At 62.7% G+C, this 17,042-nt stretch carries 11 protein-coding genes; 2 read left to right on the top strand and 9 right to left on the bottom strand.

What is annotated here, in order from left to right; translation table 11 throughout:
- Positions 1-42 precede the first annotated feature (42 nt).
- From M2497_RS22320 to M2497_RS22340, 5 genes are all read right to left on the bottom strand, one after another.
- Positions 43-1,845, bottom strand: coding sequence for an ABC transporter ATP-binding protein (locus M2497_RS22320; RefSeq protein WP_071492777.1), 1,803 nt, complete (start codon positions 1,843-1,845; stop codon positions 43-45).
- Positions 1,838-2,440, bottom strand: a complete 603-nt coding sequence (locus M2497_RS22325; RefSeq protein ID WP_172832155.1) for a DsbA family protein — start codon at positions 2,438-2,440, stop codon at positions 1,838-1,840. Before M2497_RS22325 ends, M2497_RS22320 begins: the two co-directional genes overlap by 8 nt.
- 36 nt (positions 2,441-2,476) lie before the next feature.
- A complete protein-coding gene (locus M2497_RS22330) occupies positions 2,477-3,418 on the bottom strand; it encodes a rhodanese-related sulfurtransferase (protein ID WP_033900937.1) in 942 nt (313 codons plus the stop codon).
- 118 nt (positions 3,419-3,536) lie between these two features.
- Positions 3,537-3,833: a BolA family protein gene (locus M2497_RS22335; protein ID WP_185703844.1), complete on the bottom strand. Its 297-nt coding sequence runs from the start codon at positions 3,831-3,833 to the stop codon at positions 3,537-3,539.
- 6 nt (positions 3,834-3,839) lie between these two features.
- A complete protein-coding gene (locus M2497_RS22340) occupies positions 3,840-4,358 on the bottom strand; it encodes a DUF2059 domain-containing protein (RefSeq protein WP_058424992.1) in 519 nt (172 codons plus the stop codon).
- Positions 4,359-4,540: 182 nt separating this feature from the next.
- Here M2497_RS22340 and M2497_RS22345 point away from each other — a divergent pair, with 182 nt between their 5' ends.
- The gene (locus M2497_RS22345; protein WP_248483280.1) at positions 4,541-5,923 is read left to right on the top strand and encodes a class II fumarate hydratase; all 1,383 of its coding nucleotides are present in this window, start codon (positions 4,541-4,543) and stop codon (positions 5,921-5,923) included.
- 1 nt (position 5,924) lies between these two features.
- On the opposite strand, the gene M2497_RS22350 is transcribed toward M2497_RS22345, so the two are convergent.
- From M2497_RS22350 to pap, 3 genes are all read right to left on the bottom strand, one after another.
- The gene (locus M2497_RS22350; protein ID WP_179028367.1) at positions 5,925-6,881 is read right to left on the bottom strand and encodes a DMT family transporter; all 957 of its coding nucleotides are present in this window, start codon (positions 6,879-6,881) and stop codon (positions 5,925-5,927) included.
- Between the two features lie 83 nt (positions 6,882-6,964).
- Complete coding sequence (locus M2497_RS22355; protein WP_248483281.1) at positions 6,965-8,149, bottom strand: thiolase family protein; 1,185 nt, start codon at positions 8,147-8,149, stop codon at positions 6,965-6,967.
- A gap of 289 nt (positions 8,150-8,438) precedes the next feature.
- Complete coding sequence (pap, locus tag M2497_RS22360) at positions 8,439-9,953, bottom strand: polyphosphate:AMP phosphotransferase (RefSeq protein WP_248483283.1); 1,515 nt, start codon at positions 9,951-9,953, stop codon at positions 8,439-8,441.
- A 141-nt stretch (positions 9,954-10,094) separates the two neighbouring features.
- Between pap and mnmC the strand changes: the two genes are divergently transcribed.
- Positions 10,095-12,077 carry a bifunctional tRNA (5-methylaminomethyl-2-thiouridine)(34)-methyltransferase MnmD/FAD-dependent 5-carboxymethylaminomethyl-2-thiouridine(34) oxidoreductase MnmC gene (mnmC, locus tag M2497_RS22365; RefSeq protein WP_248483285.1) on the top strand — a complete coding sequence of 661 codons (1,983 nt, stop codon included), beginning with the start codon at positions 10,095-10,097 and terminating at the stop codon, positions 12,075-12,077.
- Here the strand turns inward: mnmC and M2497_RS22370 are convergent, their stop codons facing one another.
- Positions 12,078-16,916: an NEL-type E3 ubiquitin ligase domain-containing protein gene (locus M2497_RS22370; protein WP_248483287.1), complete on the bottom strand. Its 4,839-nt coding sequence runs from the start codon at positions 16,914-16,916 to the stop codon at positions 12,078-12,080.
- Between the last annotated feature and the right edge of the window lie 126 nt (positions 16,917-17,042).

Below are 17,042 nucleotides of genomic sequence, written 5' to 3' on the forward strand. Positions count from 1 at the left end.
CGCACGCGAAACACCGCTTCCGATAGCTCAGCCTAGGCTAAATCAACGTACTTGTTGCAAGTGCCCGTAGAGTTTGGCGTACAAACCACCGTCAGCAATCAATTGCTGATGGTCGCCATCCTCTGCAATGTGACCGCCGTCGAACACTAAGACTCGATCTGCCTGCTTAACCGCCGACAGGCGGTGGGCGATGATCAGTGTAGTACGGCCGCTGAGGAAGCGCGCCAGCGCCTGGTGCAGGTTGTACTCGGTGGCGGCGTCCAGGGCGGAAGTCGCTTCATCGAGGATCACCACTTTCGGTTCGGCCAACACCATGCGCGCAATCGCCAGGCGCTGACGCTGGCCGCCGGAAAACCGCACCCCGGAACGCCCCACCACACTGTCCAGGCCCATGGGCAACGCCTTGACCGTCGCATCCAGTTGGGCGATTTCCAGTGCCTGCCAGCAGGCCTGGTCACTGCGCTCGCGGCCCATAGTCAGGTTGGCGCGCACAGTGTCGTTGAACAGCGCGGGATGTTGCAGCACCACGGCGACGTGCTCGCGGATGGTCTCCAGGCCGATGTCCTGCTGGGTGGCACCGCCAAAGCGGATAGTCCCGGCCTGGGGCGTGTACAGGCCCAGCAGCAGTTGCACCAGGGTGCTTTTGCCACCGCCGCTGGCGCCGACGATCGCGACCTTTTCCCCCGGTGCGATGGCCAGGTTCAACTGGTCGAGGACCAGGTCTTCGCCATAACCGAAACTCAGGCCACGCACTTCGATGCCGACGGTTTCGCGCCCGGTGAACGGGTCTTCGCCGCCCGCATATTGCGGCTCATCGGCCCGTGCCAGCAGCTCGTTGATCCGCGTCAGCGCCCCGCCCGCCGCATAGTAGGCATATTGCAGGTTCAGCAATTGCTCCACCGGGCCGATCATGAACCACAGGTAACTGAACACCGCGAGCATCTGGCCGATGGACAAGTCGGAAAACAGCACCGTGAGCATGGCCGCCGCACGGAAGATGTCGATGCCGAACTGGAACAGCAACCCGCTGGCGCGGCTGGAAGCATCGGTTTTCCACTGGGAGTGGATCGCGTAGTCGCGCACTTCCTGGGCCCGCTGGCCGAGGCGCCCGAGGAAGAAGCCCTGGCGGTTGCCGGCGCGCACTTCCTGGATGGCGTCCAGGGTTTCGGTGAGTGCCTGGGTAAACCGCGAAGTGCTGTCGTTTTCCAGCTTCTTCAGGTGTTTAACGCGTTTACCCAACTGCACCGTGGCGTAGATCACCAGCGGGTTGAACAGCAGGATCAGCAGCGCCAGTTGCCAATGCATCCACACCAGGATCGCCGACGTGCCCACCAGCGTGAGCATCGCCACCAGGAACCGGCTGAGGGTTTCGCCGACGAATTTATCCAGGGTATCCAGGTCGGTGACCAGGTGGGTGGTGACCGTGCCACTGCCCAGGCTTTCGTATTCGCCGAGGGAAATACGCTTGAGCCGTTCGATCAGCCGCACGCGGATGCGGTACACGATGTCCTTGGCCAACCGCGCAAACAACCGCGCCTGCACCACGTTGAACACCAGCGCGCCGCAGCGCAGGAACAGCGTCACCAGCAACATCAGGCCGATATAGCCGGCGGCCTTCTGCCAGCCCAGGGGCAAGGCGTGGTTCATCACTTTGAGTGCGGCATCGCCACGACCCAGCAGCACTTCATCCACCAGCAACGGCAATAACAGAGGAATGGGCACGCTGCACAGGGTCGCCAGCACGGCGACGCCATTGGCGATCCACAGGGACTTCTTGTGGCGCAGGGCCAGGCGGCGAATTTCCGCCCAGGTCAGGCGGTCAGTGCGTTGAGGTTGCTCATGCACAGGTGGCTCGCTCCAGCCATCGGCCCAGTAGCGGCGATAGCTCGGACAGCGGCTGGTAACCGTTGGTCAGCAACGCCAACTGGCCATTGCGCTCGGCCAGCAGCGTGGGGAAACCGGCGATACCCAGGTCCTGCACCCAGGTAAAATCGGCCGCTGTGGCGGCGTGCTGCTCGGCGCGGTCAAATTCGCCGGCAAACTCGATGCGCGGGATACCCGCCTGCTCGGCCAGCTCCACCAGCACACTGGCGAGGGTCACATCGCGACCTTCGACATAAAACGCACGCTGGATCAGCCCCAGCAGCTTCCACGCGCAATCCGGCGCCAGGCTGCGCGCCGTGACGATGGCGCGGCACGCCGGCTCGGTGTCATACACAAAACCGTCGGGCAGTGCGCCGTCACGCTTGAACGGCTGGCCGGTGGCGTCGGTCACCGCCTGCCAGTGCTCCAGGATGTACCGTCGCGTGGTCGGCTCCAGCGCCGCGCCGCTGCCGGTGCGCAAGCCGCCCACCACCAGATGCAGCTCCACGCCGGCCGCCTGGGCCTGCTCCACCAACGCCTCGGCCACCGGGGCAAAGCCCCAGCACCAGGAACACATCGGGTCCATTACATAGAGCAGGCGCGCGGACATGGCTCAGGCCTCGGAAGGAGTTTGCTTGTAATTGAAGCCAATCGGGTGCGGCATGTTACGGGCCTTGGCCAGCTCGATCTGCTTCTGGCGGTCAATCGCACTGCGGCGGGTCTTCTCCGGCAGCTTATCCCAGCAGTGCGGGCAGCTGATGCCTGCGACATAGTGCTCGGAGGCGCGGTCCTCAACACTCACGGGTGTGCGGCAGGCATGACATTGATCGTAGTCGCCTTCGCTCAGGTCGTGGCGCACGGTGACGCGATTATCGAAAACAAAGCAGTCACCCTGCCATTTGGTTTCTGCCTGCGGCACCTCTTCGAGGTACTTCAGGATGCCGCCCTTGAGGTGGTAGACCTCATCGAAACCCTCGCTGAGCATGTAGCTCGAGGCCTTCTCGCACCGAATGCCGCCGGTGCAGAACATGGCGACCTTCTTGTGCTTGGCCGGGTCGAAGTTGGCTTTGATGTAGTCGGGAAATTCGCGAAAACTGGTGGTTTTCGGGTCGATTGCGCCTTCAAAGGTGCCGATCGACACTTCGTAGTCGTTGCGAGTGTCGATCAACAGCACTTCCGGGTCGCTGATCAGCGCGTTCCAGTCCTGCGGGTCGACGTAGGTGCCGACCTTCTTGTTCGGGTCGACGCCTTCGACGCCCAGGGTCACGATCTCTTTCTTGAGCTTGACCTTGGTGCGGTAGAACGGCTGGTCGTCGCAGTAGGATTCTTTGTGGTCGATGTCGACCATCCGCGGGTCGTTCTTCAGCCAGGCCATCAAGCCATCAATGCCTTCGCGGCTGCCGGAAACGGTGCCGTTGATGCCTTCTTCGGCGATCAGCAAGGTGCCTTTGATGCCGTTGTCGACCATCGCCTGCAGCAGTGGCTCGCGCAGGGCGACGTAATCTTCAAGGGTGACGAACTTATACAGTGCCGCCACGACAATCGGTTGAGTCATGGGTGTTCTCTCCAGGTGGCTACCCTCGTAAGGGGTGAACCGGATGCAAAAAAAACGCGCCGGCTAGGCGGCGCGTTGCGGATTCTAACAAATGCCCGGTGTCAGAGACACCCGATCATCAATCATGCCCGCCGGCGCAGGTCGGCGAGGCCGGGGCTGCGTCGATTTTCGCCCATTCATCAGGCGTGTAGGTATGCAGCGCCAGCGCATGAAACTCGCTCATCAGGTCACCCAGGGTGGCGTAGACCTTCTGGTGGCGCTTGACGCGGTTGAGCCCCTCGAACTGCGGGCTGACCAGCACGGCCTTGAAGTGGGTCTGCAAGCCACGGCTGTGCATGTGGCTTTCATCCAGCACGCTCAAGTGGTCGGTGCCCAGGGCGGCAAGCGCCGTTTCGATACGCTGTTGCATGGTCATTCCTGCTTACTTCTTCTTGGCCGGTGCGGCGGCTTTAGGTGTCAGCTCGTTGGTCATGTCTTCCAACAGCTTGTTCACCACCGGCACTGCGCTTTCCAGCTTGGCCTGGGTCATCTGGGCCGATTGCTGGGTCAGTTGCGGCATTTTTTCCAGGACTTTCTTGCCCAGTGGCGACTGGTAGAAGGCAACCAGGTCCTTGAGCTCGGATTCGCTGAAGTTGGTGGTGTAGAGCTTGACCATGTCCGGCTTCAGCTTCGGCCAGCCGATGGCCTGGTCGAGGGCGGCGTTGGCCTTGGCCTGGTAGCTGTCGAGTACGGACTGCTTGGCGGCAGGCGCCTTGGTCTGTTCGAAACGCTGGGCGAACATTTGCTGCACTTGCATGTACACCGGGGTACCCAGCTTGTCGGCATGGGCCAGGGTAAGGAAGGCTTCGGCACTGGCGTTGTGGCTGGCGGTATCGGCAAGAACCTGGCCGCTGGCGCAAACCAGAGCAACCGCGGTACAGATGGCACGAAGACGAGTCATCGAGTTTCCTTTTCTAGCAGGCGAGGTAAGACCCCAAGGGCGCCCATTCTGCGCCTAAAAAACCTTGGGGCTCAACCCCGGGCCTTGTCGGACAAGGATTGCCCGATGAAAAGTCTTTCAGGGGAACCCCCAAGGCTGATCACAGCCTAAACTGCGCAAACGAACCTGAAGGAGTGTGCCCGATGAGCCGTATCGAAACCGACAGCCTGGGAGAAGTCCATGTCCCGGATGACGCTTACTGGGGCGCCCAGACCCAACGCTCGCTGGTGAACTTCGCCATCGGCGAACAGCGCATGCCTTTAGCGGTATTGCATGCCCTGGCCCTGGTCAAGAAGGCGGCGGCACGGGTCAACGACCGCAATGGCGACCTGCCCGCCGACATCGCCCGCCTGATCGAACAGGCCGCCGACGAAGTGCTGGCCGGCCAGCACGACGACCAGTTCCCCCTGGTGGTGTGGCAGACCGGCAGCGGCACCCAGAGCAACATGAACGCCAACGAAGTGATCGCCGGCCGCGCCAACGAACTGGCGGGCAATAAGCGCGGCGGCAAGAGCCCGGTGCACCCCAACGATCACGTCAACCGTTCCCAGAGCTCCAACGACTGTTTCCCCACGGCCATGAGCATCGCCGCCGTGCAGGCGGTGCATCAACGCTTGCTACCGGCGATTGCCAGCCTGTCCGGCGGGCTGGCGGAGCAAGCCGCCAAACATATGAAGCTGGTGAAGACCGGGCGCACCCACATGATGGATGCCACGCCGATCACCTTCGGCCAGGAGCTTTCGGCATTCATCGCTCAACTCGACTACGCCGAACGTGCGATCCGCGCCGCCCTGCCAGCCGCATGCGAGCTTGCCCAGGGCGGCACCGCCGTGGGCACCGGGCTCAATGCGCCCCATGGCTTCGGCGAGGCGATTGCCTCGGAGCTGGCGGCGCTGTCGGGCTTGCCGTTCGTCACCGCGCCGAACAAATTCGCCGCTCTCTCTGGCCATGAGCCGCTGGTGACGCTGCACGGTGCGCTGAAAACCCTGGCCGTGGCCCTGATGAAAATCGCCAATGACCTGCGCCTGCTGGGCTCCGGCCCGCGCACCGGGCTGGCCGAGGTGAAATTGCCGGCCAACGAACCGGGCAGCTCGATCATGCCGGGCAAGGTCAACCCGACACAGTGCGAAGCACTGTCGATGCTGGCCTGCCAGGTGCTGGGCAATGACGTGACCATCGGCATTGCCGCCAGCCAGGGCCACTTGCAGTTGAATGTGTACAAGCCGGTGATCATCCACAACCTGCTCGAGTCGATCCGACTGCTGGCCGACGGCTGCAACAACTTCCAGGAACACTGCGTGGCCGGGCTGGAGCCCGACCCGGTGCAGATGGCCGAGCATCTGGAGCGTGGGTTGATGCTGGTCACCGCGCTCAACCCGCACATCGGCTACGACAAATCGGCCGAGATCGCCAAGAAGGCCTACGCCGAAGGGTTGACGCTGCGGGAGGCCGCGCTGGAGCTGGGCTACCTCACCGATGCGGAGTTCGACCAGTGGGTTCGCCCCGAAGACATGCTGGGCGCCTAGCCTAGGATGCCATGCGCAACCGCCGGGCCTTGAGCCCGGCGAGCAACGACGGCGCCAGCGCCACGGTCGCCGAGCCCAGCACCACCACCAACGCCCCGGCATAGCCCAGGGCGTTGATCTCTTCGGCCTGCACATAGTCGGGCCACAGCCAGGCCGCCAGGGCCACCGCCACAAAGGTCACCAACGGCGTGAGTGCCAGGGTCGCACTGACCCGTGAGGCCTCCCAATGGGCCAGCGCTTCGGCAAAGGCGCCGTAGGCCACCAGGGTATTCATGCAGCACCCGAGCAACAGCCAGCCTTGCAGCGGGCTCAGGTCCAATGCCTCCAGCGGATGCGCCCAAGGCGTAAGCAATATGGCGCAGGACAGGTAGATCACCATCATCACCTGCAGCGAGTTCCACACCGTCAACAGTTGTTTCTGGCCGAGGGCATAGAACACCCAGATCGTGGTGGCGAGCAGGATGGTCAGCACGCCGGCGGTGTAGGCGCCGAGCGAGGTCAGCAGTTCTTCCAGGCGCTGGTTGAAGAACAGGCCGAATCCCAGGATCAGCACCACCAACCCCAACCCCTGCCCCAGGCTGAAGCGCTCCTTGAAGACGAACACACTGGCGACCATCAAAAAGATCGGCCCCATCTGTACCACCAATTGCGCAGTGCCGGGGCTGAGCAATTTCAGGCCCACCAGGTACAGCACGTAGTTGCCCACCAGCCCGCACACCGCCATCGCCACCAGCCAGCCGCCCTTGGGGCCGAGTACCTTGCGGCTGGGCAGACGTTTGGTCAGCGCCAGGTAGATGAACAGGCAACTGCCGGCCACGATCAGGCGAAACCAGGTGACGGTGATCGGGTCCATCACCTGCAGCACCTGCTTGAGTTTGATCGGCAGAATGCCCCACAGGAACGCGGTCAGCAGGGTCAGGAGAAAACCATAGACCCAGCGGCCGGAAGAGATGTGCATGAGTACCCCAGAAGCCGGAGGAAGTGGAGCCGCATTCTAGGGGCACCCGATGCACTTTGTGTAGCGAACACTTAACTTGCCGATCAGCGCACCGCTTCGAACAACCCGGTGGCCCCCATGCCGCCGCCCACGCACATGGTGACGATGCCGTAACGCAGGTTGCGTCGCTGCAACTCACGCACCAGGTGCCCCACCTGCCGCGAGCCGGTCATGCCGAATGGATGACCGATGGAAATCGAGCCGCCGTTGACGTTGTACTTGGCATTGTCGATTTCCAGGCGATTGCGCGCATACAGGCACTGCGAGGCGAACGCTTCGTTCAGCTCCCAGAGGTCGATATCCGCCACCTGCAAGCCCTTGGCCTGGAGCAACTTGGGCACCGAGAACACCGGGCCAATGCCCATCTCGTCCGGCTCGCAACCGGCCACGGTGAAGCCACGGAAAAACGCCTTGGGCTTGAGCCCCAACGCCAGGGCTTTTTCCAGGCTCATCACCAGGGTCATCGAGGCGCCGTCGGAGAGCTGCGAGGAATTGCCCGCCGTCACCGAGCCATCTTCGGCAAACACCGGCTTCAAACCTTGCAGACTCGCCAGGGTAGTGTCCGGGCGGTTGCAGTCGTCACGGTCAACCACGCCATCAAGAATCTGCACTTCACCGGTGTGCTTGTCCTCGACCTTGTACTTGACCGCCATCGGCACGATTTCATCGTTGAACAGCCCATCGGCCTGGGCCTGGGCGGTGCGCTGCTGGCTTTGCAGGGCGTACAGGTCCTGTTCTTCGCGGCTGACGTTGTAGCGACGCGCGACGATCTCGGCGGTCTGGCCCATGGGAAAATAGATACCCGGCACCTGCTCTTTGAGCAGCGGGTTGATCAGGTTGTCGGTGTTGACGCTTTTCATGGTCAGGCTGATCGATTCGACGCCGCCGGCAACGATGATATCGCTGCAACCCGAAGCAATCTGGTTGGCCGCAATGGCAATCGCCTGCAAGCCCGACGAGCAGAAACGGTTGAGAGTCATGCCGGCTACGCCAGTGCCCAGTTGCGAAAGCACCGCCACATTGCGCCCGATGTTGTAACCCTGGGCGCCCTCGTTGGAGCCGGCGCCGACGATGCAATCCTCCACCGTCGCCGGATCGATACCGTTGCGGGTGAGCAGCGCGTTGACGCAATGGGCCGCCATGTCATCCGGGCGGGTCTGGTTGAACTTGCCGCGAAAGGACTTGGCCAGGCCGGTTCGCACGCTGTCGACGATCACTACTTCACGCATGGGCTACCTCGATCTTGTGGTTGTTGGATCGAGCATAGATCCCACCCTGCGCCATCGCGACGATCATTCACCCCATAGATACAAAACCATGGCGGCCCGGCTCACTGTGGTGAGCAGGCTTGTTGTGGTGAGTCGGCCTGTTGTGGTGAGCAGGCTTGCCCTGCGTTGGGGCGCGAAGCGGCCCCGAATCAGGCACCGCGGTTCTTCAGGCACGACTGAGTTGGCAGGTTTTAGGGCTGCTTCGCAGCCCAACGCGGGGCAAGCCCGCTCGCCACAACGAGCTGCATCATTATTTCTTTTTCTTTTTGTCGTGCTTGTCGGACTTGGCGAACGCCTCTTCCAGCGCCAGGTTGATCGTGCGCAACACCTTGACCCGCGCCCAGCGCTTGTCATTGGCCTCCACCAGGGTCCAGGGCGATACCTCGGTGCTGGTGCGATCGACCATATCGCCTACCGCCGCGCGGTAGTCGTCCCATTTGTCGCGGTTGCGCCAGTCGTCTTCGGTGATCTTGAAGCGTTTGAAAGGGATTTCCTCGCGGGCCTGGAAGCGCTCCAGTTGCGTGTCCTTGTCGATGGCCAGCCAGAACTTGACCACGATCACACCGGCATCGCGCAGTTGCTCTTCGAAGTCATTGATCTCGCCATAGGCGCGCATCCAGTCGGCAGGGGTGCAGAAGCCTTCGATGCGCTCCACCAGCACGCGGCCATACCAGGAGCGGTCGAACACGGTGAACATGCCGCGTGCCGGAATCTTCTGCCAGAACCGCCATAAATAAGGCTGGGCGCGCTCGTCTTCACTGGGCGCGGCAATCGGCACGATGTGGTACTGACGCGGGTCCAACGCCGCTGCCACCCGGCGGATCGCCCCACCTTTGCCCGCCGCGTCGTTGCCCTCGAACACCGTGATCAAGGCGTGCTTGCGCATGCGCTTGTCGCGCATCAGTCCGGAGAAGCGTGCTTGTTCGGTGATCAGTTGTTCTTCGTAATCGTCCTTGTCCAGGCGCTGGGACAGGTCGAGGCTGTCCAACAGGCTCTTCTTGTCCACCGAGGCGATCAAGGGCGCCGGGTTCATGCCGCTGGCCTTGCCCTTGGGCAGCTTGAGCGCATTCTGCAGGCCTTCGAGCAGGAGTTTGCCTACGGTGAGGCTGCGGTAGTTGCTGTCCACGCCTTCGATCACATGCCACGGCGCATAGTCGCGGCTGGTGCGGCGCAACACTCGCTCGCCGAAGTGCACGAATTTGTCGTAAGTCTCGGATTGCTGCCAGTCCAGCGGGCTGATGCGCCAGCTGTGCAGGGGGTCATCGGCCAGGGCCTTGAGCCGCGCTTTCATCTGCTTTTTGGAGAGGTGGAACCAGAACTTGAAGATCAGCGCGCCTTCATCGCAGAGCATCTTTTCCAGGCGTTCGGCGCCGGCGATGGCCTGGTCCAGGCGGGCGTCCTTGATCTGCCCATGTACACGGCCTTGCAGCATCTGGCTGTACCAGTTGCCAAAGAAGATACCCATGCGGCCCTTGGCGGGAAGTTGGCGCCAGTAGCGCCAGGCCGGCGGGCGCGCCAGTTCTTCGTCGGTCTGCTGGTCGAAGGTGCGCACTTCGATCAGGCGCGGGTCCATCCATTCATTGAGCAGCTTGACCGTCTCGCCCTTGCCGGCGCCTTCGATACCGTTGATCAGGATAATCACCGGGAAGCGCTTCTGCTGCTGCAACTCGTACTGCACCTCCAGCAAGGCTTCTCGCAATGCAGGCACTTCGGCCTCAAAGGTGTCTTTGTCGATGGCGTGACCGATTTCGGCGGATTCGAACATGGGCAGCTCCGTTTCAAGATGGCTCAAGACTAGCGGATTGGGCAACAACACGCGGGAGGAAATTCCACCGGCGCTTGCCGTGGGTCAATTCAACGTCGGTTGATCGGCTAGAATGACGGCCTTGTCTTTACCGAGCCGCCCATGAACCCTATCACCCACGCCCAGCTCGACTGGGATGACCAAGGTCGCCCGCACTCGCGAATCTTCGACGATGTGTACTTTTCCGATAAGTCGGGCCTTGAAGAAACCCGCTATGTGTTCCTCGAACAGAACCGCTTGCAGGAGCGCTTTGCCGCGCTGCCCGCCGGTGGGCGGCTGGTGATTGGTGAGACCGGGTTCGGCACGGGGTTGAATTTCCTCTGCGCCTGGCAACTGTTCGAACAACACGCGGTAGCCGGTGCGCGCCTGCATTTCGTCAGCGTGGAAAAGTATCCGCTGAGCCATGCCGACCTGCGACGCGCCCTGCTGCTCTGGCCCGAACTGCACCCCTTCGCCGAACAACTGCTGGCGCAATACATTGCCATCCATCAGGGCTTCCAGCGCCTGGTGCTGGATAACGGCCGCGTGACCCTGACCCTGCTGATCGGCGATGCCCTGGAGCAACTGCCGCAACTGGATGCGCAAATCGACGCCTGGTTCCTGGACGGCTTCGCCCCGGCGAAAAACCCGGAGATGTGGACCGCCGAGCTGTTTGCCGAGCTGGCACGCCTGGCGGCGCCGGGCTCGACCATCAGCACGTTTACCAGCACCGGCTGGGTGCGTCGGCTGATCAACGCCGCCGGGTTCAAGATGAAACGTACGCCGGGCATTGGCCACAAGTGGGAGATCCTCCGTGGGGAGTTTCTCGGTTGGCCGGCCGACACACCGGTACCGGCCGCGACCAAGCCGTGGTTCGCCAGGCCGCCCGCCCTTGCGGGTGAGCGTCACGCACTGGTGATCGGCGCCGGCCTGGCGGGCTGCGCGACAGCGGCCAGCCTGGCGGCCAGGGGTTGGCAGGTCAGCCTGCTGGAGCGCCATGACGGTGTGGCGCGGGAAGCCTCCGGCAACCCCCAGGGCGTGCTGTACCTGAAACTGTCGGCCCACGGCACAGCCCTGTCGCAGTTGATCGTGGCGGGGTTTGGCTACACCCGCCGGGTGCTGGAGCACCTGCATCGCGGCGTCGACTGGGACAGTTGCGGCGTGCTGCAGCTGGCCTTCGACGCCAAGGAAGCCCAACGCCAGGCGCAACTGGCCGCTGCTTTCGCGCCAGACTTGCTGCACCTGCTCGACCGCGACCAGGCCCAGGCCCGCGCCGGTGTCGCGCTGGCGCACGGTGGGCTGTTTTTCCCCGAAGGCGGCTGGGTGCACCCACCGGCATTGTGCGAATGGCAAGCACACCAGCCGGGCGTGGCCCTGCTGCCCTACCACGATGTGCTCGACCTGCGGCACGTCGACGGTCAGTGGCAAGCCTGGGACGCTGAGCGCCTGCTCGCCAGCGCCAGCGTGGCGATCCTGGCCGGCGCCGCCGAGGTCCAGCGTTTCGCCGACCTGCCCCTCAAGCGCATTCGCGGGCAGATCACCCGTTTGCCGCAGACCGCCGACAGCCAGGCCCTGGCCACGGTGGTGTGCGCCGAAGGCTACGTCGCCCCGCCACGCCTGGGCGAGCACACCCTGGGCGCCAGTTTCGACTTCAAGAGCGATGACCTTACGCCCACCGCCGCTGAACATACCGGGAACCTGGAGCTGCTCCAGGGCATTTCCGAAGACCTGGCCCAGCGCCTGGGCGCCGACAGCCTGGCGCCGGAAGCCCTGGAAGGCCGCGCCGCGTTCCGCTGCACCAGCCCGGACTACCTGCCGATTGTCGGGCCATTGGCTGACCGCCAGGCGTTCGACCAGGCCTACGCCGCGCTGCGCAAGGACGCCCGGCAAGTGCCTGGCGCCGCCTGCCCGTGGCTGGACGGGTTGTATGTCAACAGCGGCCACGGCTCAAGGGGGCTGATCACCGCCCCGCTGACTGCGGAGCTACTCGCCGCCTGGCTGGACAACGAGCCGCTGCCGGTGCCGCGCGCGGTGGCTGACGCCTGCCACCCCAACCGTTTCGCCGTGCGGGCGCTGATCCGCACCACCACCGGCAAGGCCGAATGATCAACCGGCCGGGGCCTCACACACGGGGCCCAGCCCTTCGGTTCTGATGGCGTCCTCGGTCAAGCGCTCGATCAGCACGCTTTCAGCCTGCTCCCGTTCACTGAGGACGGTATGCATGCGACTCCGGTAATCGGCATCGCTCAGTACCAGGCTTTGTTCGAAGATGTCATTGAGGCGCTCATCATAGGGCGTGTTCAAGGCCTCGAAGCGAGCTGCATGGGCACGCTTGAGGTAGTCGGTCCAGAACGGCAGCTTCTTGAGATACGTCATCAGCTCGGGGGACAGCTCGGCCAGCGTGACTTCGGCCTTGGCTTCATCCAGCGCCAACTGAGTGACCTCCCCCAGCCGCGAATAGCGCATGTGTCGAGGCTGGCCGGGCAAATAGAATTCGCCGACCAGGCCTGTGCGGAACGCCAGGCTGACCTCCAATGGATCGGCGGCAGGATGCAGGCCACTGTGACGGCGCGCAATCGCCTCCAACTGCTCCAGGCGAAACAGGCCACGACCCAGTTTCAACAGCGGCTTGGGCGTCAGCGCACGCCCCTGGATGAGGGCCTTGGCATCGCTGATTTCCACCAGGACTTCCAGGCTGCTGAAGTTGACGGCGGCGGCATCGTCACAATTGATCGGCGTGGCGGCCCGGTCGAATACTTCCTCACGCAGTTCGCTGTTCATTGCGGCAGCCTCCAGCACCCGCCAAACGCGTCGCTGCAGGTCCTCACGCACGAACTCGGCGTCTTTGGTGCCGCCCAGTTCCGCGAGCAACTTGAACAGGGCGTCCGACCGGTGATCGTCCTTGAGGCTCGTCCACGTGAGTTTCTTCGCCGCATAGCCCGCCATCCGTTCGTCCGCCAGCCACAGTTCGCGTGCGCTCTGCTCGTTCAAGCGGGCAATGTCATCTTCCAGGAACCCCATGCCCGGACCGTACGCCTGACGGTAGTTTTTCAGGGCCAGTTGGCTTTGCGCCGATAACGGGTTGTGCCGCAAGTTGACGCCCTGGGCAACGTTTCGCGGCACGCGTAGTAGCCACTCCGGCAGCACGCTGATGTCATTGGCGCGCAAATTGATATGTTCAAGATAAGGCAGGCGCCACAGGTCCCTGGGCAGTTCCTTGAGTCGGCAGTTGCGCAACACCAGGCTACGCAGCGCGAACATACGGCTGATATCCGGCGGGTCCAGCAACGGGTTGTCCGCCAGGTTCAACACCTTCAGGCGCGTCAGATCGGCCAGCTTGGCACGGGTGTATTCGGTGAGCTGGAGTTTGTTGTTGCTCAGGTACAACCGCTCCAGGCCCGGCATGTGCAACAGGGCTTCAGGTAGCCGGGTCATCTGGTTTTCGCCTAGTTCAAGGGTGCGCAGCCCCTTGAAGTGGCTGAGGAAATACGCCACATCGTCAGTCAGGTTCAAACGGCGCAGTGACAAATGCTCGACGTGATCGAAACGCACCTGTGCGGGCAATGTCGGCAGAGGGCCGATGACCATATCATCGAGCAACAGCCCAGGAACCTGGCGGGCGTGCTCATCGGGCAGGGTCGACATCCGTCGCCAGCACTTTTCAATGCTCTTCGCCGCCTGGTGGCGGCTCAATCGATAGTCCCACAGGGGGTCGGCCTGCACGATATTGACAGACTTCTCGGCACGCCAGCGTTTGAGTGCCGTGTGCAGCGCTTCAAACTCCTGCTCGCGTGCCTGGACCGCCTTGGCACGCGACAGATGATCATGGCCCGCATCGCGCAGGAAATCGTTGACCTGCGACGGACTGAGCAAGGGATAGAGCTTGTTGACTTTACGCACCAACGCCGCCGGGAAATGCTCTGCCTCGGCTCGCGCCGCCTGGGTACAGATCAGCGGCTCTTCGTCCAGCAGCCCGCGTTCCGGCCACAGGTAACGGGCGACCCTGTCACGCTCATGCACCGCGGTAGCACGCAGGCGGCCGCGCAGGTCGGCCGCCTCGTTCTCGGCCTGAAGCTTCAATGCAATGCGCTGGCGTGGCAGCAGGCTATCGAAAAGCGCCGTGTACAAGCCGTCCGCGCCTGTCGCGACCGGCCCGAGGGCCTTGCCTTTTTGATCGAATGCCTGATACCCCTGAGGCGTGCTGACCAGGGTCCTCTGCGTTGCAGCTGTTGACGCGCCCGCCTCGGCCAGCACCTCCCCGCTCAGGGTTTGCCTGCGCACCTGCAACGCCAGGTCTCGGGGCCAGCCGGGCATTTGCTGCAGCATACCGACGGCCACGCGTCGGGTGCCGTCCCCCGCCAATTCCGGCCAGTACAGGCCCATCAGTGCGCGGTCCTGCTCCAACAGGTTCACCGTCTCGCGCGCCCGCTGGGCAAGCACCAGCGGTACCTGGCCGGTGGTGCGCAAATACCGGCGCTCCCATAATGTGGCCTGTGAGTACAGCTCCCACGCCATGCGGGGCGGCAGTTGTTTGAAGCGCTCGCACAACGGCACCAATTCGTTCAGGGCAACACCGGCGTAATAGGTGTACAAATGGTCGAACACGGCTTGATGCCGGCTACGCAGCGTGTCCAGCAGACGACGCTCCAGCGTACTGCGCATGTCGTCTTCCGCCACACCCTTGCCCAACAGGTCGCCACGTTCCTCGTCGCTCAAGTGCTCCAGCAAGGTGTCCATGACCCGCCCGTCCCTCAACTCCTTGCGGGTGATATGGATGCTCAGGTCCTCATAATCGAAAGGTGCTGTTTCCGGATGCCTTTCCAGCAGTTCGCCCTCCTCGTCCAGCACCTCGAAAAAACGCCCTTGGGGCCAGCCTGGCACCAGCGGCAATGCAAACAATTGCGCGCGTGCGGTACTCGCATCGGGACGTTCACCACGCTCCAGGTACTCCATCAGCTCACGAACCCTGTCGTTTTGCTTATAGCGCAGCACTGCGTCATGAAAACGCTCGGGTAACGGCTCGTAGGCACTGCCCAACGCCTGCAGGTGTGGCAGGGTCATTCCTGTGAGGGTCGCCAGGTTCGACAATGGCTCAGCGGGCAATTCGTCAAGGCTTGGATCCAGTCGCCTGAGGCTGTAGACGGGGTCTTCCCATTGCAAGGGGCGCTCGTAGACATGCTGCCAGCCACCACGGAAGTTGTGCTCCAGCGGCGGGCGATAAGCCTGCGGACGCCGTGGATGGATGACCCGCCACTTCTGCAATCGGGTATCGAACGCAACCGAATAGTGGTTTCCCCCCATGCGGATGTAGGAGCGGCCGTTGACTTGGTACACCCCTCGAGAACTGGCCACGGCCTGGAGTGCGACCGGCTCAGGCTGTCGATAGGCATTGAGCCTTGGCCGCCAGAGTTTCTGGCCCTGATCGGCAGTGTTGACGGCTTCGAACTTCTCGAAGAACTGCGCAGACGTTGTCAGGGTGCGCTTCAACGTCCCCACTACCCGCCCGCCCGCCACGAACAACGCCATGGCCGCGATATTTTCAGCCACATTCACCAGATGCTTGAGGGCCTCGGTATGCTCATCGTGCTGCCAGTCCTCGACGGCCTCGAACACTTCACCCAACAGCTGTCCGACGGCGACCCCGAGCATCAACTGCCCCAACACCGGCACCACCAACGACGCCACATTCAGCAGGTCCAGCCCCAGGTCCAGATAGCGCTGCATGCGCTCTTCACTGGCTTGCTGGTCGACCTGGGCCTTGGGTACCGCCAGTACCAGCGCGTCCAACTGTATCTTGCCGACAAATGCCTGAAAGAAGAACCCGGTCAGGCTGGTCGTGACGGGTAAGGCACGCAGCTGGCCAACCTTGCGCGTCATGTCGAACGAGTCGAAAAAATCCAGGCGGTTGCCCTCATCCACGTACCCTTCGAAAAACGTCCGGTAGCTCTTGATTTGCAGCTTCAAGGACAAATACACCTTGAAGTCTTCCAGCGTCGGATACTCGTACCAGGGCCTGGAGGGCTCGTTCGGCATGTAGACAATAAAGGGGCCGGTATCCAGGCTGCCCGGTGCGCTGTCGGAAAACACCAATACACTCCACACGCAGGTGCCATCGATGTTCAAGCCCTGCCAATTGATCAGGCCGTTGCCCGGCAGCCTGCTCCTGAGTTCACTGGCCGGACGATCGAACCCGATCAGCTTGAGCAACCGCGCGTAGGTCCCGGCTTCGATATGCCCCTTGCACAAGGCAATATGCAGATCCATGCGCATGTCCATGAGTTTGCCCAGGCCAATACTGACGGCAACCTGGTTGTAGGAGCTGACTTCCTCTTTGCTTTTCGGGTCGGGCAGGTCGAAGACCTCTTCGATGTGCTTTTGATAGAGCGCCCCCAGGTCCAGCTCCCGGCAATGACCGACAAATTCAGGCACCGTCATCCCCACCATCGGCTGCCTGGTGGCCGCAGAGCGCACTACAGCTGCGACGGACATGCCCCCGGGCTCAGCGCGCTCTGCAGAGAAATTCTGCATCGCCGCATGCAGCAGGCTTTGCTTGGTATAGGTAACGGTCTGGAGCAAGCCGCCGCCCAGGTCCGGGCTCACCCCAGTGAGCTTGCGCCTGGGCAACTCCAGCAGGTCTCGCCTGACATCCGGCGACTCCACCCCTTTGGCCCGCAGAAAATTGGTCAAGCGCTCTGCGCAGTATTGATCCAGCGGTTCCAGGCGGCTCAACAGGTAACGGACATTCTCACGAATCACCTTGCTGTCGATATGCGTCTGTTCAAGGGCGGTGAGTGTCGAAGCGTCGGCTTCAACCAACCAGTGCGGCACGGTTTTGCGCAAAACCTGCGCCTTGTCCAGGTCGGCGGTGATGTCGAGCAATGCCCTGTCCAGTTCATCTTGAGTCGCCCCTGCGGCGACCTCACTCAAATCGCGTTTTTGCGTCATCGGCATGTTTCCTCAGCCAGCTGAACATGACGCCAAACGATAAGCCTGGACCGGGCCGCATCCGGGTATCTGTCTACCGCCCTGCAACCACCTTCATCCGCTTATAACCGATTGATCTAAAACTCC

This window comes from Pseudomonas sp. CYM-20-01 (genome assembly GCF_023169845.1).
Taxonomy (GTDB): domain Bacteria; phylum Pseudomonadota; class Gammaproteobacteria; order Pseudomonadales; family Pseudomonadaceae; genus Aquipseudomonas; species Aquipseudomonas azotoformans.

What these genes read in the sequence shown, in the direction of transcription:
- M2497_RS22325 (WP_172832155.1), bottom strand. Translation starts at nt 2,440, where the DNA reads ATGTGTTCCTGGTGCTGGGGCTTTGCCCCGGTGGCCGAGGCGTTGGTG.
- M2497_RS22330 (WP_033900937.1), bottom strand. Translation starts at nt 3,418, where the DNA reads ATGACTCAACCGATTGTCGTGGCGGCACTGTATAAGTTCGTCACCCTT.
- M2497_RS22335 (WP_185703844.1), bottom strand. Translation starts at nt 3,833, where the DNA reads ATGACCATGCAACAGCGTATCGAAACGGCGCTTGCCGCCCTGGGCACC.
- M2497_RS22340 (WP_058424992.1), bottom strand. Translation starts at nt 4,358, where the DNA reads ATGACTCGTCTTCGTGCCATCTGTACCGCGGTTGCTCTGGTTTGCGCC.
- M2497_RS22345 (WP_248483280.1), top strand. Translation starts at nt 4,541, where the DNA reads ATGAGCCGTATCGAAACCGACAGCCTGGGAGAAGTCCATGTCCCGGAT.
- M2497_RS22350 (WP_179028367.1), bottom strand. Translation starts at nt 6,881, where the DNA reads ATGCACATCTCTTCCGGCCGCTGGGTCTATGGTTTTCTCCTGACCCTG.
- M2497_RS22355 (WP_248483281.1), bottom strand. Translation starts at nt 8,149, where the DNA reads ATGCGTGAAGTAGTGATCGTCGACAGCGTGCGAACCGGCCTGGCCAAG.
- pap (WP_248483283.1), bottom strand. Translation starts at nt 9,953, where the DNA reads ATGTTCGAATCCGCCGAAATCGGTCACGCCATCGACAAAGACACCTTT.
- mnmC (WP_248483285.1), top strand. Translation starts at nt 10,095, where the DNA reads ATGAACCCTATCACCCACGCCCAGCTCGACTGGGATGACCAAGGTCGC.
- M2497_RS22370 (WP_248483287.1), bottom strand. Translation starts at nt 16,916, where the DNA reads ATGACGCAAAAACGCGATTTGAGTGAGGTCGCCGCAGGGGCGACTCAA.